Below are 25,317 nucleotides of genomic sequence, written 5' to 3'. Positions count from 1 at the left end.
TACTCGACGTCTCAACCACTCATCAATTCCGGAAACGATTGCGTAGTTTAACTCATAGTTAAAAAATGCGTTTATAAGCTTTTAACGCTGTTTTTGATCTTCTGCCTATCGGCAAACAGGACACTACAGGATGCATCCGTTTCGTCAGCTCTTTAATATTGTATTAGCTAGAATAGCCGGTATGGGTCTCTATGCTAACCAATGAGTAAATAATTCACTCGAAAACAAACGCAGATACACAACCAACAGGCTTACTGAAGGAGTTCTTATCGCTTCCGAAGTAACACCAACAATTTAACCATGTTTAAAATGAACCAAGAATCAGAACGGAACCAGACACGGAGACAGCAAGTACACTCACTTGTAATACAGCGAGGGATTAGCTGGTTTTTCTTGTGTCTGCTATTGTTTAGTTTTCCCGTATGCTTATGGGCACAGGAAACTGTAAAAGGAAAAGTAGTAAGTGCGCAGGACGGGCAAGCCTTACCGGGCGTATCGGTGCTTGTAAAGGGGAAGAAGGCCGGAACTAGCACCGATGCAAATGGAAATTTTGCTATTCAAGCCGCAAAAAATGAAATCTTGACTTTCTCCTTTGTAGGTCACAAACCAAAAGAGGTAACGGTCACCGGGGCTGTTGTAAATGTTAGCTTGGATCAAGATAGCCAAGGCTTGGACGAAGTTGTCGTCGTGGGATATGGACAACAGAAACGAGGCAATATTACCGGATCAGTAGCAACCATGAATACTGAAAAATTAGCAGAAAGACCACTTCCGCGCGTTGATCAGGCCTTGGTTGGACAAATGGCCGGTGTAAGAGTTAAACAAACTACCGGGAATCCGGGGCAAGGTTTGAGTGTCCAGGTACGTGGTGTTGGTTCAATCTCCGCCGGAAATGAACCGCTGTACGTTCTGGACGGCTTCCCGCTATCGGGAGCAACGCCTAATCAAAATGGTGGCTATTCTACCGGCAATCCATTGGATAATATCAACCCGAATGATATCGAATCAATTCAGGTGCTGAAGGACGCATCGTCTGCAGCTATTTATGGTTCCCGAGCGGCTAATGGAGTCGTTATTATCACCACAAAAAAAGGAAAGTCCGGAAAACCTTCCATTAATTTAAACACCTATGTGGGTTATAATGAGCGGAGTAAAAAGCTTGATATGTTAAGTGGTCCGGAGTGGATCGATCGGGCTATTGAAATGATTAATTACCAATGGGTTACTTCCGGTTCGGGTAGGACGGCCGATCAAACAACGGAAGAAAGACGCGCTATTCTGGGTATAGCAGCTGATCAGGTCGATACGCGTTACATGATTGATGATCGTTGGATACAGCCAGGTTATCCAGGATTAAATATTATTGACTGGCAAGATGAAACTTTTCGTAAAGGTCTCGTGCAAAATTACCAACTCTCTGCCAGTGGTGGTACCGATGCGGTTAAATATTATGTGTCCGGAAACTATAACGGGCAACAAGGGATGGTGAAAGAGCAAGATTTCACGTCCTATGCAGCACGGGCCAATGTAGAGGTAAAAGCCAATGAAAAGCTAACCTTTGGAATCAACCTGACACCCACGTATTCGATTAATAACGATCCAGGTGTGGAAGGAAAAGATAATATACTACATCAATTGGTTTCATTTACACCGGTGCAGGAAGCAAGTGCTGGCTTATATCCTAATGTTGGCGACAATCCTCAATACCGCTGGAGCACTTCGGCCAACAGTCCGGTAGGCAAGTTAGAGCAAACCCTGGCAGTAACCAAACGCTTTCGTACCGTCGGATCCTTATTTGGTCAATACGAGATTATTGATGGATTAAACTTCAAAACAACCCTCAATTTAGATCATGTGGATAATACTTTTAAGCGTTATATTCCTTTTACGATTACCGGTAGCTTGCCGAATAGGCAATCGGATTTAACCAAACGTACTTCTGGAACCTACAGTACATTCAGAAGGCAAACGCTTGTCAATGAAAATACATTAAATTATAATAAGACGATCGCCAATGACCATAGTATCTCGGCGCTTTTAGGTTTTTCTTATAACTCCGATAAGCTGGATAATGCAACCATGTCGTCCCAAAACGGCTATGGAAGTAGCACGATCACTACCTTGAATTATGCACTCGGAGTGACGGGTAATACAACAGAAACCAAGAACGTCTTGCTATCTTATTTCGGACGTTTGCAATACGCGTATCAAGATAAGTACTTACTGAGCGTGTCGGCTAGACGAGATGGTTCATCTCGCTTTGGTGCCAATACAAAGTGGGGATGGTTTCCTTCGGCTTCTATAGGTTGGCGGGTGTCGCAAGAAGATTTTATGCAAGATATCAAAGGTACCTTGAGTGATCTTAAATTGCGTGCCAGCTGGGGTAAATCTGGAAACTATAATATTGGCGACTACAGCAGTTTGTCCATCCTTGGAAATTATGCCTACTCATTAGGTGGCCAACTGGTTACAGGATTAGCTCCCAACGGTATTGTAAACCCTGATTTAACTTGGGAAAAGTCGAATACCTTTGATGTTGGGGTCGACTTCGGCTTCATCAACAATCGCATTACGGCCACCATCGATTATTATGATCGTAAGAGTACCGGACTGCTCTTGAACGTGCCGGTGTCGCAAATCACGGGCTTTGCGTCTTCCCTGGATAATGCAGGAAGCGTACGTAACAGAGGATGGGAATTGGAAATCAACAGCCAAAATATTACAGGGACGGCGGATGCATTTCAATGGAGTACTTCTTTTAACTTGAGTCATAACAGCAACAAGCTGACTTCATTACCTAACGGGCAGTCGCAAATCCTGATCCCATCTTCTTTTGATATCTCACATAGTATTTTACGCGTGGGCGACCCAATGTATAGCATTTATGTGGTTCGGCAAGAGGGTATTCTATCGCAGGCCGATATCGATAACGGGGCGGCTTTGTACGGCAATCAAACAGCAGGTGATCCTAAGTATTTTGATGCTAATGGCGATGGTATCATTAATGAGAATGACCGGGTGATTGTCGGTCAACCAAATCCGAAATATACATGGGGCATTACCAATACCTTTCGTTATAAAGGCTTTGATTTGAGTGTACTCGTGCAAGGCCAATGGGGTGGTGGTATTTACTCTTTGTTCGGTCGAGCCGTTAATCGGACGGGAACCGGCATTGTCGATAATGTATTAGGAAGCTGGCGTGATCGCTGGCGCTCTGCTGAAGATCCAGGTGCAGGGGAAGTGGGAAAAACTACCGGTACGTTTGGGCGCATCAAGAATACCGATTGGTATTATCCATCTGATTACATTCGCGTACGCAACATTACCTTAGGTTACGATTTGGGACGGATCATTCCGAAGACAACTTTCCAAGGTGCGCGCATATTTGTTACGGCTGAGAATTTCTTCGGCCATGATAAATACGATGGAGGTTTCAACCCGGAAGCAACAAATACGAATTTAAGTGGCAGTACGCAGTTTCCGGAGGCGGGTGATTACGGCGGTCTACCGATTCCGAAATCGTTGATCTTCGGATTGAACGTAACGTTTTAACGATAAGTCCGCGTCGGACAATATACATAGTGATGATCATTATTAAAGATATAAAGTGATGAACAAGATTTTTTTAGTGCTATTGGTCCTTGCAGTTCTTACAGGTTGTGAGAAGGAGCTCGATCAACAACCTATTTCTGATCCTACGACAGAAACTTTCTATGCAATTCCCAATGATTTTATTCAGGGAGCAAATGCAATATATGCTGCTTTGCGCGGCTATCCGGACCGACAATTAAATTTATCGGAAACACGTTCTGATAATTTATATGCTGTATCAGACGGAGGTGTACGTGATTGGGAAGGCATCAACGGATTTCACCGCAATCTGGCAGCGAATCCGTATATAGCGGAAGCTTGGCTAACGGATTACAATGGTATTAACCGCGCCAATGTTTTATTGGAGCAATTGGAGAAAAACGGAAGTATCGTAACGGACGAAAATCTGAGAGGTCGTTTACAAGGTGAAGCCCGCTTCTTGCGCGCTTTCTTCTATTTTGACCTCTTACGCTGGTTCGGAAGGGTGCCGATCGTCGATCGCGTTATTACAGCAAGCGAAGCCGCTACCATTCCGCAAAGTGACATTGCAGCAATTTACGACTTTATTATTACGGATCTTCAAACAGCAATCCCTCTTTTGCCCTCGAAAAGTGAGTATGCGGGAGTCGATCGCGGTCGCGTCACCAATGCGGCGGCGCAAACGTTATTAGCTCTGGTATATATGACCCGCTCGGGTCCTAATTTAGGTGTAAATGGGTCTGGCTTAGCTACTAATGATTGGCAAGAGGCAGCTACGTTATTGGATGAGGTGATCGGTTCGGGAGAATACCAATTTTTAGAGGGTAATAATGCCTATACTTCTATTTTCTCCTATGATAATGAAAACAATGCCGAGGTGGTGTTTGATATTCAATATATAACAGGACAAAACCCCGTAGCCGGGGGAACTTTTGCGTGGTTATTAGCCCCGGATACCTGGTTCAATACCAATGGGCATCCCAATCAAGGAGGGTTGACTATCAGGCCGGTTTCTGATGATTTATTGAATTCATATGAGACGGGTGATATCCGAAAAGCCTTTTCTATCCAGACGGGTTATGTATACAACGGTGTAGCGGAAACCAGGTCGTTTTTTAAGAAATATATTGATCTCACGCGTGTGCCGAACAACCGGGAAGATTGGCCCATTAACTTTATTGTATGGCGCTTTACCGATATCCTCATGTTAAGGGCTGAATGCACACTGAATGGAGCTCCGGGATCACAGCAAGAAGTGGATCAAGTCGTAAACCGTGTTCGCGCACGAGCAGGTTTGGCTCCTAGAAGTCAGGTAGATCTTGCCGGTTTGATGGAGGAAAGAAGGAAAGAATTTGCTGCCGAAGGATCTCGATGGCACGATCTGATAAGAAGCGGCTTGGTAGAATCGGTGATGAGTAATTGGATCGAAAAGGAAGACGTACAATCACGTATTGACCCATTCCAATTAAACTATACGCTTTACCCAATTCCCCAGGCTGAGCTAGATGCGAAACCTGGCATATATACGCAGAATGGAGGGTATTAGGGCATCACTGAATAAAACTAAAAAAATAAATAATGAAAAAGCTTTTATTGATTATCCTTTTGCTTTCACAATTGATAGCTTTAAAGGCGCAGCCACTGCTCGAAACCGGTGGAAAGGAAATGCCGGACGAATGGGTTGACAACGTAACGCATCATCGGGTGATGCGTTTGGTACGACGTCCCGGAATTAATTTAAGTTTCTACTTTCACAACAATCCCTTTGTAGGGAACGAAATGATTTTTTATGGAAGTAATGAGCGTCAACGGGAAAGTTATTCAGGGGAACTGAAGACAAAAGCTCAAGAAATTTACAACCTCAATGTGAAAGATAAACAACTGTACGTCGTGAATCTCGAAAATTTGAAAACACGTCAATTAACCTATGAAACCGGGAAAATTCAAGGAGAAATCGTAAACCCAAAAAATGGAAAAGTTTATTTTCAGTGCCAAGATAGCGTGTTTAGTGTCGAAGTGAAAACAGGCAGGAAGGAACTGCTTTTTGTGTTTCCTGTGGATTTCAAAGCTTCCATTACAACGGTTAATGCGGATGCTACTTTATTAGGCGGTGCTTATGCCACCGATAAAGAGAAGGAAATTTCCAAACGGTATCCAGAGAAAAGCCAATATTTCAATCGTATCTATGAAGCAAAATTGCCTCGGACTTTATTTGTCATTGACTTGAAAAAAAGACAATTGAAAAAAATCTTTACGGATAGTGCTTGGTTAAACCATGTGCAGTTTTCGCCTACCAATCCAGATCTGCTTATGTTCTGTCATGAGGGGCCCTGGCACAAGGTTGATCGAATATGGACGATTGACGTTAAAACAAAGGATCGACCCAAACTCATTCATAAACGCAGCATGGATAGGGAGATAGCCGGGCATGAGTGGTTTGATAAGCAGGGGGATTATATCTGGTACGACTTGCAATTGCCGCGTGGACAAACCTTTTTTGTGGGAGGAACGGATCTCAAGAGCGGAAAAGAGATCAAATACCAACTAAAACGAAATGAATGGTCAGTGCATTACACCTCAGCTGTCGATAATAAAACCTTTGCAGGAGATGGGGGCGATCCCGGGTCGGTAGCTAAAGCACCGGACGGACAATATATTTATCTTTTTAAACCTCAAGGTGATCACTTTGAGGCGGAGCGCTTGGTCAATATGAAACATCATAATTATAAATTGGAACCGAATGTGCATTATTCTCCTGATGGGAAATGGATTATCTTCCGGGCAAATTTTGAAGGCTTTGAAGGTATATATGCAGTTGAGATAGAAAAAGCGAAGAACTAATGACAGTCAATAGAAAGAAATTCATCCACACCTTATCCTTTTCTTTGGCGGCACTGTGGGTGCAAGGGGGAAGAATGCTCCATGCGCGAACCAAAGATGATGCCCGGATATCAGATTTTTGTAGGAAACTGAAACCGATTGGTAGAGCTTTGGAGCTGCCTGGTTACTATGTATGGTGCAATAGCCCAATTGAAGCTCCGGATGGTAAAACGCATGTGTTTTTCTCACGATGGAAGGCAGATCTGGGAATGAGCGGATGGATCAAAGGCTCTGAAATAGCTCATGCGGTAGCAGACGCTCCCGACAAGCCCTTTGAAGTATTGGAAACCGTATTGACGCCCCGAGGTGCCAACTTTTGGGATGCCACTACATGTCACAACCCACTGATCAAAAACATAGATGGGACTTATTATCTCTTCTATATGGGAAATTCGAATGGCAAGACCGATACAAAACGGATTGGGGTAGCCTCTTCATCTTCACTTTATGGACCGTGGACGCGAAGCGATGCACCCATTCTCTTACCGGGTATGGAAGGCACGTGGGATGATCATTGTACCACCAACCCAGCTTGGGTAAGAGGAAAGGACGGTAAAAATTGGCTTTACTATAAGTCGTGGAACACACACGATTACGAGACTACAAAGGGGCCGATCCGCGGAAATAGAAAGTATGGGGTGGCTTTTGCTGATAGACCGGCGGGGCCCTATGAAAAATATGCTGGCAATCCGGTAATCGATTTTTCGACAAAAGGAGCAAACCGCCAATTTGAAGATGCTTTTGTATGGCGCGAAGGGGATAAGTTTAAAATGATCGCACGTGACATGGGAGTCTTTAATCATGAGGTTGGATTGATTATGGAGTCGGACGACGGTTTGCTCTGGTCAGAACCTAAGATTGCTTTTCAATCGCTTCGTCATTATATACAAGAACCGCCACCACCGCCACATCTAAAAAGATATGGGCGTCTAGAGCGACCGATGCTTTTATTAGAACAGGACAAGCCCGCATGGCTTTTCGGTGCTTCACAAGGTGGCAAATACCAAACTTCCAGTGCTTTTGTTTTTAAATGTGAATTATAAACCAAAAATCCTGAATTATGAAAGTTGTTTTTTTACGCAAAAATCGCTGGTTTACAAGCAGCCTAGTTGGAATGACGATCCTATTGAATGCCTGTTCTAAATTGCCGCAATCGACAAATGCCAATTTGTTGGTTCAAGACGGACAGGTAATTGCTTTCCCCGGAGCAGAGGGCTTTGGTCGCTTTGCACAGGGTGCTCGTGGTGTGGTAAATCCGTCAGTCTATCTTGTCACAAACCTGAACGATAGCGGTCCGGGGTCTTTCCGAGATGCGGTAAGCCAACCAGGTCGATTTGTCGTTTTTGCGGTGAGTGGCATCATTCGTTTGCAATCTAATTTAAGTGTCGCAGCGAATACAACCATTGCCGGGCAAACCGCTCCGGGAAAAGGTATTGTACTCTATGGTCGTAAAGTCACCTTTACCGGGGCAAATAATTCCATTACCCGCTATATGAGAATTCGGTTGGGGGTGAATGGCGGTGCGTCGCGCAATGATGATGCATCGGGTGTAGCTAATGGTAAAAATATGATTTTTGATCATGTATCGTTTTCTTGGGGTCAGGATGAGGTTTTCTCCATTAATTGGGATAATAAAGGAAATGAACCCGATAGCATAACCATACAGAACTCCATCATCGGACAAGGTCTGCATCGGCATAATCACTCTGCGGGGGGGCTGATTCAAACGGTGAATGGAAAAATTAGTATTCTAAAAACCCTTTATCACAGCAACAAGACACGTAATCCTAAAGTAAAAGGGTATAATGAGTTCGTTAATAATGTAGTATACAATTATGGGAATTTAGATAATCCAATGGGTCATACTGTTTCAGGGGATGCTTATATTATGGGTGGATCAGCCGGTATTTCTGAGGTAAATATTCTCAATAATTATTTTATTTCCGGTCCACTTACGCCGCCGAAAAACACCCCTTTCTCCCGTGGTACAGGAACTTTTTATCTGCATGCCGCGGGGAATTACTTCGATTCAAATAAGAACGGCGTTTTAGATGGTAGCTTGGTACCTTTCGACACCATCGGATATCCGGGCCTAGCGGATTCAAATTTTGTACAACAGCCTTTCGCCTATCCGGCAAAAACGCCGAGCATGAACGCGGAACAAGCTTATCATTATGTATTGAATAATGCCGGTGCTACCTTGCCAAGCAGAGATGAAGTCGATTTATCGATGATCAATGAGTTGCGCTCAAAAGGAAAGCAGGGTAGCTATATTTATACGGAATCTGATGTAGCCTTACCTAATGATGGGCTGGGATCTTTTCCCGAAGCCACTGCATTAAAAGATACCGATCAGGACGGGATTCCTGACGTGTGGGAGCAGCGTTTAGGGCTCAATGCAAATGACGCTGCCGATGCGCTACAGCCTAATACATCTTTCCCCCAATATTTAAATATAGAAGTGTATATTAACGGTTTAACACCAACATCCAGATAGTGCCTAAAAACGATTCATTCATGTACAACAAGCTAAACAAAAGGTATTCTTTTTTATCAAAATGCGCTCTCCAATTCATGTTTTTATCTTTCATTTTTATGATAGCTTGGTCAATTAATAGTTACGCACAAGAGAAGGCATGGACTTCCGCTAAGCAACCGGAACAGGAAATGGAAATGCTTAAGCGACAGATTAAAGCGCCTGTTTTCCCAGAACGGGATTTTCTGATAACGGATTTTGGAGCGGTAGGGGATGGACTGACTAAAAACACGGAAGCCTTCAAAAAAGCGATTGAAGCTTGTCACAAAAGTGGTGGAGGGAGAGTTGTCGTTCCTTATGGAAAGTTTCTCACCGGTGGAATATACCTAAAAAGTAATGTAAATCTACACTTAGCGGACAGTGCCACGATTATATTCAGTCGAGATAGTTCGGATTATCCAATAGTATTCACGCGTTGGGAGGGAATGGAATGTATGAACTATGCCTCGTTTATCTATGCTTATGGGGAAGAGAATATTGCCGTTACCGGAAATGGGATACTGGATGGAAATGCAAACAACGATTATTGGTGGTGGTGGTGTGGGGCTAAAAAATACGGTTGGCGGGAAGAGTTGGGTAAGCAAACCCCTGCAAGGAATGCCTTGCATGAGATGATGCATGAAGAAGCAGATCCTAAAAAGCGGATTTTTGGTGATGGGCATTATTTACGACCTAATTTTATACAGCCGTATCAGTGTAAAAATGTATGGATTGCGGATGTGAAGTTGATTAACTCACCCATGTGGAACCTCAATCCTGTATTATGTGAAAATGTACTGATTGAAAAAGTAAAAGTGATTAGCCATGGACCTAATAACGACGGCTGCGATCCGGAAGCTTGTAAAAATGTATGGATACGCGATTGCTATTTTGATACAGGTGACGATTGTATTGCCATTAAATCGGGAAGAGATGAAGACGGCCGCAATATCGGTCGCCCGGCCGAAAATCATATCATCGAAAATTGTGTAATGAAAGATGGGCATGGTGGCGTCGTCATCGGTAGTGAAATTGCAGGAGGCGCTAAGAACATTTATGCTATCAATTGTGAAATGGATAGCCCCAACCTGGATCGTGTCTTGCGTATCAAGACGAGCTCGAGCCGTGGAGGGATCATTGAAAATGTATTTATGAAAAATGTAAAGGTGGGTACGTTCAAAGAAGCCGCCGTCAAGTGCAATATGTTTTACGAGAAACCGGGGAATCACATTCCTACGATCCGTAATATTTGGGTAGAAAATCTGAACGTCGAAAAAGGGGGGCAATACGCACTGATGGTTGCGGCCTATCAGCAGTCACCGGTAAAAAACCTGCGAATGATTAATTGCAATTTAAAAGGAATTAAAGAACCCTTTAAGGTTGATCATGTGCAGCACCTTGTATTTGAGAACGTCAAGATCAATGGAAGGGTGATGGACGCGCCAAAAGGAGTTGAATAGTTATTGGTTATTCGTTTAGCGTAAAGCGATCTTCATTCAGCCGCTCAAAGGTTTAGCGTGTAGGCCCGAATGGCCATATGGAATGAGTGTTTGAATTTTATTTGATACGTTGTTGTTGGTTAAAATATAGGGAATCGTCGAAGGAATTAACTTTCATATAAATAAAGATCGGCCTCAAAAGGTTCGGGTAGCACAAGCGATGTAACGGCATAGACGCTCAAAGAACATTTTCAGCCGAGAGTTTTCTTTGTTACTTTCTTTCGCGGAGAAAGAAAGTAAATAATTGGTTATGATAAAAAAAAGAACATTTTTTCTGAGCATGATCATATCGATAAGTATGATATTATCGAGCAATCCATCTTACGCGCAGGGAAATGACCATAAGCCTTTATGGCACGGTATAGAACGAGTGGTACATTACAAACCCGAGGGCGAAGACTTTGTATTGGTGCAAGGGAGGCGGCGATTTAATCGCGCCTTGTATGGCACGAATACAGCTTTTCGCGTAGAAGCTGGTGATTTACCTGAGTTTGCTTTATATATGCCGGGTATGGGTGGAAATTTACAATTTGTATTGACCAATGGAAAAGAGTATAAAAAGCTAATTGATGCCGATTATATTGAAACGCGTTATCGACCTGGAAGTATGCTTTACCGGATTAAGGATACTTTATTAGGTGAGGGACAGCTTACGATACAGGTCTTGGCGCAAGCGGATAGGGAAGGTTTGATCCTTCGAATAGAAGAACAGGCAATGACCGGTTCGACGAAACTTTTGGCTCTTTATGGCGGGGCGAGTGGGCAAAATTTCAGTCGTGCAGGCGACATAGGCGCTGACCCGGAATCGAGCTTTTATCTACTGCCCGAGAATTGTGAAGCTAATACATTTACCCTAAACAATCGCGGATTCCATTTGAACTTTTTAAATAAAAAAAAACAAACGCAGGAATTGTTCGGTGCTTTTTCCGGTCAACCATCCCTGAAAGTGCTGAATGCTGATAAGTTGACGGTTTTGCCTGAATTATGGGCAAGCTCAGTCAATGATCGTCCTATACTGGGCGCACAATATATGCTAAAAGACGAACAGCCAATTTATATAGCAATTCAAAGAGAAAAAGATCAGGCACCATTGGAAGTAGTTTTTCAACAAGCGGAAGAAAAACGAAAAAGCTTGACCGAGCGTGTGAAGCTTAAAACCCCCGATCCTTATATCAACACGCTTGGCGGCGCATTGGCGATCGCGGCGGATGCTATCTGGGAGTCTCCAACCTACTTACACGGGGCAGTGGCCTGGCGCATGCGCTTAAATGCCTGGCGAGGGGCTTATGTGGCTGATCCGTTGGGCTGGCATGATCGCGCTAAATTGCATTTTTCAGCTTACCTTCATTCTCAGGTGCTGGAGCCGGAGAAAGGGCCGGTGGTACCGGATACCTCGCGGCATCTGGCAAGGCAACTTGAGGAGATGGGTACAACCGTGTTCTCCAGTGGTTATATCTCGAGAAATCCTAATGATAATACCAAACCCCATCACTACGATATGAACTTGGTGTTTTTTGATCAGTTATATAATCATTTTCAATATACAGGTGATACCGCCTTTATAAAAGCTAGTTGGCCTGCTATCAAAAGACACCTGGCGTGGGAGAAACGAAATTTTGATCAGGATAATGATGGCCTGTATGATGCTTATTGTGCCATTTGGGCGAGCGATGCCTTGCAATATAGCGGTGGTGGTGTGACGCATACCTCGGCATATAATTATCGGGGTTTCGATATGGCTGCGCAGTTAGCAGCGATAGCTGGCGAAAACCCTACCCCTTATAGGCAAGAAGCTGCAAAAATTAAAGATGCGGTAAATAAGCATTTGTGGTTGAAGGATAAAGGATGGTACGCTGAATATAAAGATTTATTGGGCGAGCAATTAAAACATGAGCAACCTGGACTTTGGACGATCTACCACGCGCTCGATACGCGGATGGCTGACGCTTTTCAACGATATCAGGCGCTTTCCTATATTGATACCCATATTCCACATATTCCTGTACGAGCAAGAGGTCTGCCCGAGCAGCATTTCTACACCTTGTCTACAACAAATTGGCAACCTTACACGTGGTCGATCAATAATGTCGCATTAGCTGAAAATCTGCAAACGGCGCTTGCTTATTGGCAAGGTGGTCGGTCGGAGGAGGCTTTTCAACTGTGGAAAAGCAACCTTGTCGAAAGTATGTATCTAGGTGCAAGTCCGGGTAACTTTCAACAATTATCTTTCTACGATGCGCAAAGGGGCGAGTTATACCGGGATTTTGCCGATCCGATTGGCGTAGCGGCTCGAACTTTAACGGAGGGACTGTTTGGCATTTTACCGGATGCATTGGCTGATACGCTTACTATACGTCCTGGTTTACCGCAATCGTGGAATGAAGCAGATTTAGATGTTCCCAATATAAGTTTTTCTTTTAAGCGCTCGGGATTGCTTGATCACTATGAAATCACGCCAAGATACCAAAGGAGTATGAACTTGAAATTGCTGTTGCGCACTAAAAAAGCGGCAGTAAAGCAGGTAAGGGTGAATGGAAAAGACGTTGACTGCACATGGATAGAGGAAGCACTGGGGCAGCCGACACTTCAGGTATCGATACCCAAGACTGCAAGCTACCACATTGAGATCGAGTGGGCTGATAAAGAAATAGCCGAACTGGGCTATCAAAATAGTGTCGTTTTGGGGCAGGATCTGAACTTGGATATCCGTGAAGCACGGCTTGAAGAGGTGTACGATCCACAACGAGTATTGGTGGATTCCTCAAATGAGAAACGGAAGTTTTCCTTCAAGCGAGTGGGGAAATCATTGTTCTTTGTAAAGCTTAGACAAGGGAATGCGCAATGGTGGATGCCGGTGGATGTACGCGTTGAAGATGCTTATCGTCGCAGCGCGTCTCTGGAGAAAGCAGCTATAAGGAAAGGAAAATATGAAATGCTGGACTTAAGCAAGGAGTTCAACGGAAAAATAACAGAATTGTTTAAGCGACGTTACTTAAGTCCACGACCGGGTGCGCCGACCTTACAACTACCTTGGCAAGGTATCGGTAATTGGTGCTATCCCTTGATTGAACCTGTTTTAGATGATCAAGGGACCAAACGGTTAGCGAAGGCGCAGGGTCATATACGCTTGCCAAATGGTGTACCAATAAAATTATCGGTTGATGGAAACGATATCCTGTTTACCTCGCAGTGGGACAACTACCCAACAAAGAAGACCCTTGCCCTAACAGGCAAAGCCTCGCGAGCCTATTTACTAATGGCCGGTACCACCAACCCCATGCAGAGCCAGTTCACCAATGGCTTAGTGACTATCGTTTACGCGGACGGGACCAAAGAAACGCTAGAGCTCCGAAATCCTGATAATTGGTGGCCGATCGAGCAAGATTATGAAGATGAGGGTTATGCTTTTTCCTTGCCGAAGGAAAAACCCTATCGCTTGCATTTGAAAACCGGCCGGTTTGTACGCGGTGGGGAAGGAAGTTATGATGAAATCAAGGGATTTACGAAGCGGGCAATCGACGGCGGCGCCGCCACGCTTTTGGAGCTCCCACTCGACCCGACAAAGGAACTGAAGATACTTGAATTGCGAGCGATAGCCAATGATGTAGTAATAGGCTTGATGGGAATGACACTAGAAGTTGTTGAGTAGGGAATTATTCATTCGTGTTCACTTTAAAGGTATTTATGAGCTCGCTACGCTCGGTTAGTCAATTAGCCAATGTGATAAATTAGCCAATGTAGTAACGTAGGCGGGTGCGCTTAAAGCTTACTGCCTTGTAAGTCGTTAAATAGTCTAATGGTTAAGTAGTCAGTACGAATAACTAGTAACAAATAACCAATAACAAATATGATATACAAGAAAAGACACTATTTATGGATATTAACTTGCTGTTTGATTGGAATACTCTCCTGTAATCAAAAGCAAACGAAGAAGAACGATTCCATTGATCGAAAAGCCGTAGTAACCCGGCATAATGTTGTTAATGAATCTATTGATTCATTGAGCTCTTTAACCGTGGGTAATGGAGAATTTGCATTTACAGTTGATGTGACAGGCTTGCAGACTTTTCCGTTATTGTACGAAAAGGGGGTGGCCTTGGGAACGCAATCGGAATGGGCTTGGGATAGCTCTAAAAACGAAAAAAACTTCCGCTTTGAAGAAACATTGAAGAGCTACGACTTTAACAACGAAGGAAGAGATGCCAAATATAGTATACAATGGAAAGAACCTCAACGAAATAAAGAAGCCACTGATTGGTTTCGTGAGAACGCTCACCGGCTGCAATTAGGTAATATCGGCTTTGAACTTTATAAAAAGGATGGCCAACGAGCGGAAGCAAAGGATTTAACAGCTATTCGCCAGGAACTGAATTTATGGACAGGTGAAATTCATAGTTCCTTCCAAGTGGAAGGCGAGCCGGTTGAGGTATATACCGCTGGCCATCAAGAGCAGGATCAGCTAGCGGTTAAAGTGCAATCGCCTTTGATTAAGGCAGGGCGCTTGGCTATCTATATACGTTATCCTTACCCAACAGCGGAGTTTTTGGATGAGGGAACCCTTTGGGAACACCCCGAGCTGCACCAAACTAAAATCGAAGTAAGCGATACACATTTTGCCAATATTAGTCATCAGCTCCAGGGAACGCGTTATGAAACTAGCCTTGCTTTTACCGAAGGTAAGCTCAACAATGGTAAAGAAGATCATTATTTTGTTTTTCAACCAGGGAGAAACACGGATCAGTTGGAGTTCAGTGCTGCCTTTTCGCCAAAAAAAATGGAGGGAAAGCGGTCTTTATACGATGAGACTTTAGCTAGCAGCACAAAAGCTTGGGCCGACTTCTGGAACCGGGGGGCAGCTATTGATTTTGCCGGGAGTAAAGATCCACGGGCGAAGGAACTTGAGCGACGCGTGGTGTTGTCGCAATACTTAACGAAGGTACAGTGTGCGGGGCATTATCCGCCGCAAGAGACGGGTCTGACATTCAACAGTTGGTTCGGTAAACCACATACGGAGATGCACTGGTGGCATGCTGTGCATTTTGCACTTTGGGATCGTGTAGACCTGATGGAAAAAAGCCTCGGCTATTATGCAAATACGGTGGAGAAAGCAAGAGCAATCGCCAAACGTCAGGGATATGAGGGTGTCAGATGGCAAAAAATGTCAGACAACGATGGCAATGAAAGTCCTTCTTCCGTAGCCGCTTTTCTTATTTGGCAACAGCCGCATTTTATTTATTTGGCGGAACTGGCTTATCGGGATCAGGAAGACCCCAAAGTCATTGATAAATATAAAGACCTGGTTTTTGAAACGGCCGACTTTATGGCGTCATTTCCGACTTACGATAAAATAAAAGACTGTTATAATTTAGGTAAAGGCGTAATCCCGGCACAAGAGGTTTTTAAAGCGGCTGAAACTTTCAATCCAACCTATGAGCTCGCCTATTGGGATTGGGCCTTGCGCATTGCACAACAATGGCGCAAACGGGCAGGCATGGAACCCAATGAAAAATGGGATGAGGTGATTCAGAAGTTGGCAACACTGCCGGTTCAAGGAGGTGTTTACTTAGCAACTGAGAGCGCAACAGATTCTTATACCAACCCAAAATGGCGGACGGATCATCCTGCCGTGCTGGGCGCTTTAGGCATGGTTCCTGAATCACCCAAATTAGATAAGAACGTGATGAAAAGTACCTTGGATACGGTTTGGAAAACATGGTCATGGGCCGATACTTGGGGATGGGATTTTCCGATGACAGCGATGAATGCCGCACGTTTGGGACTGCCCGAAAAAGCACTTGATGCACTCTTTATGGATATACAAACAAATACATATCTTAGGAATGGTCATAACTACCAAGATGGGAGATTACGTATTTATCTCCCGGGAAACGGAGGCGTATTAGCCGCGGTAGCCATGATGGCCGGTGGATGGGATGGAAGCGAGGGCGAGCTTCCGGGATTTCCAAAAGACGGTTCGTGGCAGGTGAAAGCGGAAGGGTTTAAAAAGATGCCGTAACACGATTTGCAGGATGCAGAGACGTTGTTCTTTTCTTATTTATTTGATGAGAGCAAAACTTTGTGGTTTATAAAACATTCATGTTGAATAAGATAAAAATAATGCGTTTACTAAAGATACATTCGTTGGCAGGTACGTTATTGCTTTTAATACTGGCAATGCGGCCTATTGAAGGCAAGCCCACCTTATTTGTTATTGGCGATTCGACGGTTAAAAATGGTAAAGGTGATGGTAGTAATGGGCAATGGGGTTGGGGTAGCTTGTTATCATTGTATGTCGATACAAGCCGCCTTTCTATTGAAAATCATGCTTTAGGAGGGACCAGTACGCGAACCTATTTAACAAAAGGTCTATGGGGTGAAGTATTGAGCCGGCTAAAAGCAGGTGATTACCTGATTATGCAGTTTGGACATAACGATGGCGGCCCCTTGGATGATACAGCTAGGGCCCGTGGAACATTGAAAGGTGTTGGTGATGAACATCAGGAAATATACAACCCAATTACGCAGAAAAAGGAAGAGGTTTACACCTATGGTTGGTACCTATCCAAGTTCGTCCGCGAAGCAAAAACGAAGGGCGCCAAAGTCATTATATGCTCACCTATTCCACGTGATAAATGGCAGGCTGACAAGGTTGCGCGCGATCTGAATAGCTATCCAAAATGGGCGGAGGAAGTAGCTGCTCGTGAAAACGTTGCATTTGTTCCGCTACACGATTTAGTGGCGGATTATTACGATCGTATAGGAGAAAAACAAGCGCACACCTTTTTCCCAACGGATCATACGCATACTGACCGCAAGGGTGCGCAAAAAAATGCGGAGCTCATTACAAAGGCAATTTCGAAACTTCCTGATATGGGCCTGAAAAAATATATTAAACGCTAGTTGCTTTTACGCCTGTTCCGTTATTAAAAAAGATAGAGCTCGAAGCTAATAGCTAAGGACAAACATTTATAATAAATAGATGATGATGAATAAAATAAATAGTAGAAATGTACGAAGAATATTGGTAGCATGTTGCTTACTGGTGATAACTTTGCCAGGTTTTGGGCAGCAATTGCCAAAGAAAGATCAATTGTTGCAACAGCTTAGATTGGCCAATAATTATTTTATGGAAAAATGGCCGGACGCTGGTAAAACAATCATTACAAATAAAGAGCGTCCTGCTAATATCTGGACAAGAGCGGTATATTACGAAGGCTTGATGGCACTTTATCATATTGATGCAGACAAGCGTTATCACAACTATGCTACTCAGTGGGGAGAAAAGCACCAATGGGCACCTGCACGTGATTTGTTTACGCGCAATGCGGATAACCAATGCTGCGGTCAAACGTATATCGACTTGTATCGCTTAGATAAGCAAGCTATTCAGATCAAAGCGATTAAAGATAACATCGATGCGATGGTCAATAGCGATCAGGTAAATGATTGGGATTGGATCGACGCCATACAAATGGCGATGCCTATATTCGTAAAGTTGGGAGTAACCTATAATGAACCGAAATATTTTGATAAAATGTACGCACTGTATGCGTATACTAAATACAAAGAGGGCGGAAATGGTTTATACAATCCCGAAGATAAACTGTGGTGGCGCGACAAGGATTTTGTTCCACCTTACAAAGAACCAAATGGTGAAGATTGCTACTGGGCACGTGGTAATGGCTGGGTAGTAGCGGCCTTGGTGCGGGTCTTAGATGAATTGCCAAAAAGCGACGCGCATTATCAGGAATATTTAACGGATTTGACCAATATGCTAGCGGCATTGGCTCCCTTGCAACGGAAAGACGGCTTTTGGAATGTAAGTTTACACGATCCTACGCACTTTGGAGGGAAGGAAGCGACGGGAACAGCACTATTTACCTACGGGATGGCTTGGGCAATCAACGAAGGTTTGGTGGATAAAAAGATATACTTGCCAATCGTAACAAAGGCTTGGAAAGCGTTATCAAAGGAATCCCTTCATAAAAATGGATTCCTGGGTTATGTGCAAGGCACCGGAAAGGAACCAAAGGATGGTCAACCTGTGACGTATACCAGCAAGCCTGATTTTGAAGATTATGGCCTCGGTTGCTTCTTACTGGCAGGAACGGAAGTGTATAGGTTAATTAGTCAATGAGTTAATAAGTTGAGTAGTCAAGTAGTTAAGAGTTAAGTAGTATTGCCTTTAGGAGTGTCTCTGCTCACAACTCACAACTAATAACTAATAACGAAAAACCAACAATGTCAAAAATCGCTTTTAAAATGAAATTGATGCCTGGATTCCAAGAGGAATACAAAAGAAGGCATGATGAAATATGGCCTGAAATAAGCGCGCTGTTAAAGGAAGCAGGTGTGGCTGATTATTCTATTTTTTTGGATGAGGAAACGAATACCCTCTTTGCAGTACAAAGACAGTACGGTAATTCTTCTCAGGATCTCGGGGATCATCCGCTGGTGAAAAAATGGTGGGCCTATATGGCGGATATTATGGAAACGAATGCCGATAACTCCCCCGTGAGTAAACCCCTGAAAATGATGTTTCATTTGGAGTAATTGAGTAGGGAAGTAGTTAAATAGTGATGAGTTATAAGTGATGAACGATGAATGAGATCGTCATTGGTGGAGGTATCACCAGACAATCTGTAGAAGCTAAGTTAAGTGGTTAAGTAGTTAAATAGTGAAGTAGTTAATTGATGGTTAATAAAAAAACCTAGGATAGACTAATACGCCTGCCTACTTAACTACTATTACAACTCAACTACTATTACTATTATTAAGATGTTAAAAAAAATTCAATACATATTCATTATAAGTCTCGCGCTAACAGCAGGATGCCAGCGCGAACCCGATACCCTTTGGCCCGAAGTTACTAAAGAGATGAAACCTTGGACGCGCTGGTGGTGGATGGGTAATGCGGTGGATAGTGCAAACTTACGTAACCTTCTTCAGGAATATCAAAAACGCGGTTTTGGCGGGGTAGAAATTGCACCTATATATGGAGCAAAAGGTTATGAAGATCAATACATAGAACACCTTTCGGACGAGTGGATGAAACGCTTACGGTTTACCTTGCAAACGGCCGATAACCTGGGAATGGGGGTCGATTTAACCAATGGTACCGGCTGGCCTTTTGGCGGACCACAAATTGATACAGCCCATGCGGCTACCAAGTTAATAGTAGGCACGTATAAATTACAAGGAAAACAACACTTGCGAGAAAAGATTAGATCTTCGGATCCTAAACAAGCCAATGCTCCCTTAATCTCTTTAACCGCATATGGTCCTGATAATAAAACGCTTTTATTGACGGATAAAGTTGATAGCGCTGGCACACTCCATTGGGTGGCCGATAAGGGTACGTGGGAATTATATGCTTTGTTTCTGGGAAAAACCAAGCAGCAGGTAAAACGTGCAGCGCCAGGTGGTGCAGGATTTACCTTGGATCACTTTTCCAGTGAAGCCTTGGATCGTTATCTGCAACCTTACGCCGAAGCATTGGGCAAAGAGGCCTTAGGAATACGGGCCTTTTATAATGATAGTTATGAGGTATATGGTGCTGATTGGACAGAAACCCTATTGAAGACCTTTGAAAGCAAACGTGGTTATGACTTACGTTACCACATCCGCGAATTATTAAGTCAAGATTCAACCGAACAGGTTGCACGTATCAAATCAGATTACCGCGAAACGGTTGCCGAAATGTTATTGAGCAATTTTACGAAGCGTTGGACCAATTGGGCGCATGAACATCATGGTATTACAAAAAACCAGGCGCACGGTTCGCCGGGTAACCTGCTGGATTTATATGCAGCGGTCGATATACCGGAGGCTGAAACTTTTGGATCGAGTTCTTTCCCGATACCGGGACTACGACGCGATAGTGCTGATATACGTAACGTAGATCCCGATCCGATGATGCTGAAGTTTGCTTCTTCTGCCGCACACGTTACAGGGAAGAACTTGGTTTCGAGTGAAACTTTTACGTGGTTGACGGAACATTTTAAGACCTCATGGGCGCAGTGTAAGCCAGAGGTAGATCAAGTGTTTTTAGCGGGGATCAATCATGTTTTTTATCACGGAACTACCTACTCTCCAAAGCAGGTTCCTTGGCCCGGTTGGCTTTTTTATGCATCGGTAAATTTTGTGCCTGCTAACAGCTTATGGAGCCATTTGGACGGATTAAATTCCTATATCACACGCGTTCAATCTGTTCTGCAAACAGGCAACGCGGATAATGAATTGTTGATTTATTGGCCTATCTATGATATATGGCATCAATCAAAAGGCTCATTGCAGGCCCTAAAAGTACATGATATCGATGAGTGGTTACATCCAACGGAATTTTATAAACAGGCTTTGCTATTACAGGAAGCTGGCTATTCTTTCGATTTTGTCTCCGATCATCTTTTAGCGGATTTACAAATACAGGAAGGACAATGGAGAGGTAATACAAAAGCTTTACCTTACCGAGCTTTATTGATTCCGAAAACCGACAAAATGCCTGTTGAAACCGTAGAAAGACTGATTCAACTTGCAAAGGGTGGAGCAACTGTTATTTTTCAATCCTTGCCAAAAGATGTTCCGGGTGTGCACGATTTGGAGAAGCATAGAGCGAAGTTTGCAAGAGCATTGGATATCCTTCGCAAGATGTCGGAGGGCCAGGCGATAGGTAGTGGTAAAGTCTTAATCTGCGAAGATTTGTTAGACGGGCTCGAGAAAGAAAAGTTAAAGGGAGAAACCTTGGTGGCGGCCGGACTGCAATTTGTTCGACGTAACATGGGAACAGGTACCTATTACTACTTGGTCAACTTGTCAGAGAAAGCGGTCGATCAGTATCTATCATTGAATGCTAAAGGTAAATTTTGGTACATTATGGACCCGCTTTCGGGTCAAAGCGGAAAGGCGACAACTGATGAAAAAGGAAAGGAAACGCGTGTGCGTATACAATTGGAGCCCGGACAGTCCTGGATTGTAGCAGCATTGAATGAAGAGCATTCGAAGGAGTCTGATTGGTTCTACTTAGCGAAGCCCTTATCTTCGATTTCATTAACCGGGAAATGGCTTTTGACATTTAAGGAGGGAGGGCCAACGATTCCAAAAGCACGTTCCCTGGATCACTTAATGTGCTGGACAGATTTGCAGGACGATGCAACGACCGATTTTTCAGGTAAAGCGGTATATTCTTCTAGCTTTGAGTTACCGGCTACATCGGCGAAGGAATATGTGTTGAAGTTGGATAGCCTTTTTGAAAGTGCGCATATAAAAGTTAACGGAAAAGATGCAGGACTAATCTGGAGTCTACCCTATGAACTAAAGCTTGGCAATCTGCTGCGTCCGGGGAAAAATACGATTGAGATTGAAGTTGCGAATTTGATGGCCAATCGAATCCGCTTCTTAGATCGGAAAAAAGTAAAATGGCGCGAATACAATGGCAGCCAATTTGTTAATATCGACTATGAACCTTTCGACGCCTCGAACTGGCAAACGACTCCTTCAGGTTTAACCGGTCGGGTACGCATCGAATGCTATTAATCTTGTTTCATGTGAAACAAAAATAAGTTAATTAAGACTATAAATACTAGTTATAAGTATTTATTAAGGTATAAAAGTACTATTTTAAGTAAGTTGAAGAAGGCCACCTCTGAAAAGGGTGGCCTTTTATTTCACAGGATAGAGCAGGTTGCCGCTCTTCTTGGTTTCTCTTTAATTTGCTAAAACCAATTAGCGTCAGAAGTTAATTATTAATCAAATTTTTAACCTAAAATTTTAGATATGCAAATATCAAGTAAACCAAAATTATGGAAGGGGCTTCTCTTGTTGTTGATGCTATCCTTTTATTTGCAAAGTACCGCGCAGCAAGGCCTGGTGGTACGAGGAACCGTTAGCGACAAGGCCGGGCCGCTCGGAGGTGTATCTATACTTATTAGCGGAACAAAGCAGGGAACGAAGTCGGATTTAAATGGTAAATACCAATTGGAAGTGCCGAAAGGAGCAAACTTGCAATTCAAACTTATCGGCTATCGCGATACATCTGTGATCGCGAATAACGAAATCATCAATATCCAATTAAGCGAATCGGCTCAGGTATTGGATGAGGTAGTCATTAGTTATGGTACGCAGGAACGAAAAGAGGTGACCGGTGCGATTTCACAAATTGAAGCTACCGAAATGAAAGATGTTCCAGTTGGTCAATTTTCCCAAAAACTGCAAGGCCGTGTTCCAGGGGTACAGATCAGCCAAACTACCGGAAGGCCCGGTCAGGGGATGGCGGTACGGATTCGGGGCTCGGCTTCCATGAACGCAGGTAATACACCGCTGTATGTGGTAGACGGACAACCTATAACGGGCGACATCAGCAATATCAATCCAGATGAAATAGAAAGCTTCTCTGTCTTAAAAGATGCTTCAGCTACCTCCTTGTATGGCTCGCGAGCTGCAAATGGTGTCATCCTTGTAACAACGAAAAAGGGAAAGGGCGAAGGGATTACCGTTAACTTCTCCGCTTATGGCGGCCTTCAATATGTACCGGAACGGGGGCGCCCGGACGTGATGAATGCTAGGGAGTTCGCCCAATGGCAAAAAAATTACTATGAAGATAAAATAAAGTACGAAAATTGGGTTAACCCTGCGACGGGTGTAGCAGAAATACCAGCGGATTATGCAAATCCGGAACAATACGGTGAGGGTACCGACTGGTATGACATATTGCTTCGCCAAGCAGCCCCCATCCAAAATTATTCTTTGTCTGTCTTGGGCAACAGTGAAAAATTTAGCACGGCAGTAACCGCGGGCTATTTTAATCAACAAGGTGTTTTACTGAATACAGGATATCAGCGTTTTTCATTCCGTGCAAATAATGAGTTCAGACCCAACGATAAGTTGACACTCGGATTTAATATTGCACCTACATTGCAGTTAGACCATAATACCTTAACAAATACAGATGGGCAACGACAGGTTATTGATGGCGCTTTCATCACTAGCCCGATTTCTCCGGCCATTAACTCGGATGGTTCTTTGCCACTTACCACCAATACCTTCGGTATGTTTCCCAACCCAAATTGGTACCGTGTATTAAAGGAAAAATTGGACAACTATAAGCGAACGCGTGTACTGGGAAATGTGTATGGGGAATATAAAATATGGGACGGGTTGAAATTTAAAACACGTGCCGACTTTGATATTGGTGCGCAAACGCAACAGCTCTACGTGTCTTCGACTTCGGGTGGCGGTCTGTTTGTGGCTCCTCCGCAAAGGGCAACGGGTCAATACAATACAGAGACTTATTATTCTTGGTTAAATGAAAACGTCTTTACCTATAACAAGGTAGTCGGCGAACATAGCTTCGACTTATTGGCTGGTTATACCACGCAGAAATATCGCCAAGAAAATAGTGCTATTAATAAAACGGATTTCCCAAATGATCAGATTCCATGGTTAAGTGCAGGCGCAACGGTTCTTGGAGCTGCGAGCAACACCACCGCTTGGTCGCTTGAATCATTGATAGGACGTTTAAATTATAGTTTTAAAGGACGTTATTTGTTGTCAGCTGCCATGCGTCGCGATGGTTCCTCGCGGTTTGGAAATGACCGTAAGTGGGGATCCTTCCCTTCGGTCTCGGTTGGATGGGTTGCGAGTGAGGAAAACTTTCTGAAAGAAAATGAAAAAATCTCTTTCTTGAAGTTGCGGGCAAGTTATGGTTTGGTTGGTAACAATAACATTGGTGACTATCGTTCCATAGCGATGATGGGACCAACCAATTACGTTTTAAACGGTTCCCTGGCCCAAGGTTTGTCGATTACTTCTTTGGGTAACCCGGCGCTTAGTTGGGAAACAACTAAACAATTGGATATCGGATTGGAGTTGGGATTATTGGACGATCGGATCAGCATTGTATATGATTATTACCATAAGAAAACCGATGGGATGCTCTATCCGGTTGAGTTGCCCAGGGCATCGGGCTTTAGTTCTGTGTGGACGAATATTGGTGCCTTTAAATTCTGGGGACACGAAATTGGGATCAGCTCGAAAAACCTAACCGGAGCGCTAAGCTGGTCTACCGACTTCAATATTACATTCAATCGGAATGAGGTACTCCAGCTGGGAACGAACAATACACCCATTGGTGGATATACGGAGCAAGGTGATTTCAATCGTACTGCCGTTGGACAGCCAATTGGTCAGTTTTTCGGTTATGTATACGATGGGGTATATATGAACCAGGAGGAATTTGATACCCAGCCAAAACATAAATCATCGCAGGTAGGTACCGTACGTATGAAGGACCTCAATGGAGACGGTGTGATTGATATTAATGACCGGACCTTTATTGGAGACCCTAATCCCGATTTTATTTTCGGTCTAACCAACAACTTTCGCTATAAAAATTGGGACTTAAGCTTTTTGATCGCCGGTTCGGTAGGCGCGCAAACCATGGCTGCTACTTATGAAAATATTGAAAATCTGGACGGTGTATTCAATGTGCGAAAGGATATGTTGAATGGTTGGCGATCGCCTGAAAACCCGGGTAATGGAGAGGTACCTCGTACATTGGCCGGCACAACAGAGCTTTTCCGCTTTACCAATTCGCGTTGGGTATACGATGCTACTTATGTATCCCTGCGTAATGTAACGCTTGGTAGGAACTTCGAATTTAACGATAATAAGTATATCAAGAATATTCGCGCATACCTCAGTATACAAGAGGCTTTGATGTTAACCAAATACCCTGGAATGAATCCGGAAGTAAGTGTTAACGCAGAGAATCCTTTACGTCTAGGTATCGACCAAACATCCTACCCGGTACCACGTACTTTCACTTTCGGAATAAATGTTGGATTTTAAAGAAATGAT

Annotated in this window: 13 protein-coding genes; all 13 read left to right on the top strand. The window is 43.7% G+C overall.

Translation table 11 applies throughout. The features are described from left to right. The first annotated feature begins 309 nt into the window (after nt 1-309). The 13 genes from RYH73_RS20110 to RYH73_RS20050 all read left to right on the top strand — a co-directional run bounded on the left by RYH73_RS20110 (nt 310) and on the right by RYH73_RS20050 (nt 25,308). Nucleotides 310-3,552, top strand: a complete 3,243-nt coding sequence (locus tag RYH73_RS20110; RefSeq protein WP_335315277.1) for a SusC/RagA family TonB-linked outer membrane protein — start codon at nt 310-312, stop codon at nt 3,550-3,552. Nucleotides 3,553-3,610: 58 nt separating this feature from the next. Further along, a complete protein-coding gene (locus RYH73_RS20105; protein ID WP_335315276.1) occupies nt 3,611-5,116 on the top strand; it encodes a RagB/SusD family nutrient uptake outer membrane protein in 1,506 nt (501 codons plus the stop codon). A gap of 32 nt (nt 5,117-5,148) precedes the next feature. After that, nucleotides 5,149-6,411 carry an oligogalacturonate lyase family protein gene (locus RYH73_RS20100; RefSeq protein ID WP_335315275.1) on the top strand — a complete coding sequence of 421 codons (1,263 nt, stop codon included), beginning with the start codon at nt 5,149-5,151 and terminating at the stop codon, nt 6,409-6,411. Continuing rightward, nucleotides 6,411-7,493 (top strand): glycoside hydrolase family protein, encoded by a 1,083-nt coding sequence (locus tag RYH73_RS20095; RefSeq protein WP_335315274.1) that lies wholly within the window; start codon nt 6,411-6,413, stop codon nt 7,491-7,493. The genes RYH73_RS20100 and RYH73_RS20095 overlap by 1 nt, the downstream gene beginning before the upstream one ends. A 17-nt stretch (nt 7,494-7,510) precedes the next feature. Next, nucleotides 7,511-8,947: a pectate lyase family protein gene (locus RYH73_RS20090; protein WP_335315273.1), complete on the top strand. Its 1,437-nt coding sequence runs from the start codon at nt 7,511-7,513 to the stop codon at nt 8,945-8,947. A 98-nt stretch (nt 8,948-9,045) separates the two neighbouring features. After that, nucleotides 9,046-10,425 (top strand): glycoside hydrolase family 28 protein, encoded by a 1,380-nt coding sequence (locus tag RYH73_RS20085; protein ID WP_335315272.1) that lies wholly within the window; start codon nt 9,046-9,048, stop codon nt 10,423-10,425. Between the two features lie 289 nt (nt 10,426-10,714). Next, nucleotides 10,715-14,113, top strand: a complete 3,399-nt coding sequence (locus RYH73_RS20080) for a DUF4450 domain-containing protein (RefSeq protein ID WP_335315271.1) — start codon at nt 10,715-10,717, stop codon at nt 14,111-14,113. A 198-nt stretch (nt 14,114-14,311) separates the two neighbouring features. Then, nucleotides 14,312-16,480: a hypothetical protein gene (locus tag RYH73_RS20075; protein WP_335315270.1), complete on the top strand. Its 2,169-nt coding sequence runs from the start codon at nt 14,312-14,314 to the stop codon at nt 16,478-16,480. A gap of 101 nt (nt 16,481-16,581) precedes the next feature. Then, nucleotides 16,582-17,364, top strand: a complete 783-nt coding sequence (locus RYH73_RS20070; RefSeq protein WP_335315269.1) for a rhamnogalacturonan acetylesterase — start codon at nt 16,582-16,584, stop codon at nt 17,362-17,364. A 79-nt stretch (nt 17,365-17,443) separates the two neighbouring features. Next, on the top strand, nt 17,444-18,601 hold the full coding sequence (locus tag RYH73_RS20065; protein ID WP_335315268.1) for a glycoside hydrolase family 88/105 protein: 1,158 nt from the start codon (nt 17,444-17,446) through the stop codon (nt 18,599-18,601). Between the two features lie 104 nt (nt 18,602-18,705). Then, the gene (gene rhaM, locus RYH73_RS20060; RefSeq protein ID WP_335315267.1) at nt 18,706-19,017 is read left to right on the top strand and encodes an L-rhamnose mutarotase; all 312 of its coding nucleotides are present in this window, start codon (nt 18,706-18,708) and stop codon (nt 19,015-19,017) included. A gap of 225 nt (nt 19,018-19,242) precedes the next feature. Continuing rightward, a complete protein-coding gene (locus tag RYH73_RS20055) occupies nt 19,243-21,996 on the top strand; it encodes a glycosyl hydrolase (RefSeq protein ID WP_335315266.1) in 2,754 nt (917 codons plus the stop codon). A 240-nt stretch (nt 21,997-22,236) separates the two neighbouring features. Beyond that, a complete protein-coding gene (locus RYH73_RS20050; RefSeq protein ID WP_335315265.1) occupies nt 22,237-25,308 on the top strand; it encodes a SusC/RagA family TonB-linked outer membrane protein in 3,072 nt (1,023 codons plus the stop codon). The last annotated feature ends 9 nt before the right edge of the window (nt 25,309-25,317 follow it).

The organism is Olivibacter sp. CPCC 100613 (assembly GCF_036959255.1).
Taxonomy (GTDB): domain Bacteria; phylum Bacteroidota; class Bacteroidia; order Sphingobacteriales; family Sphingobacteriaceae; genus Olivibacter.
Note: the sequence above shows the minus strand (reverse complement) of the source record. Positions and strands in the feature narration are given on the sequence as shown.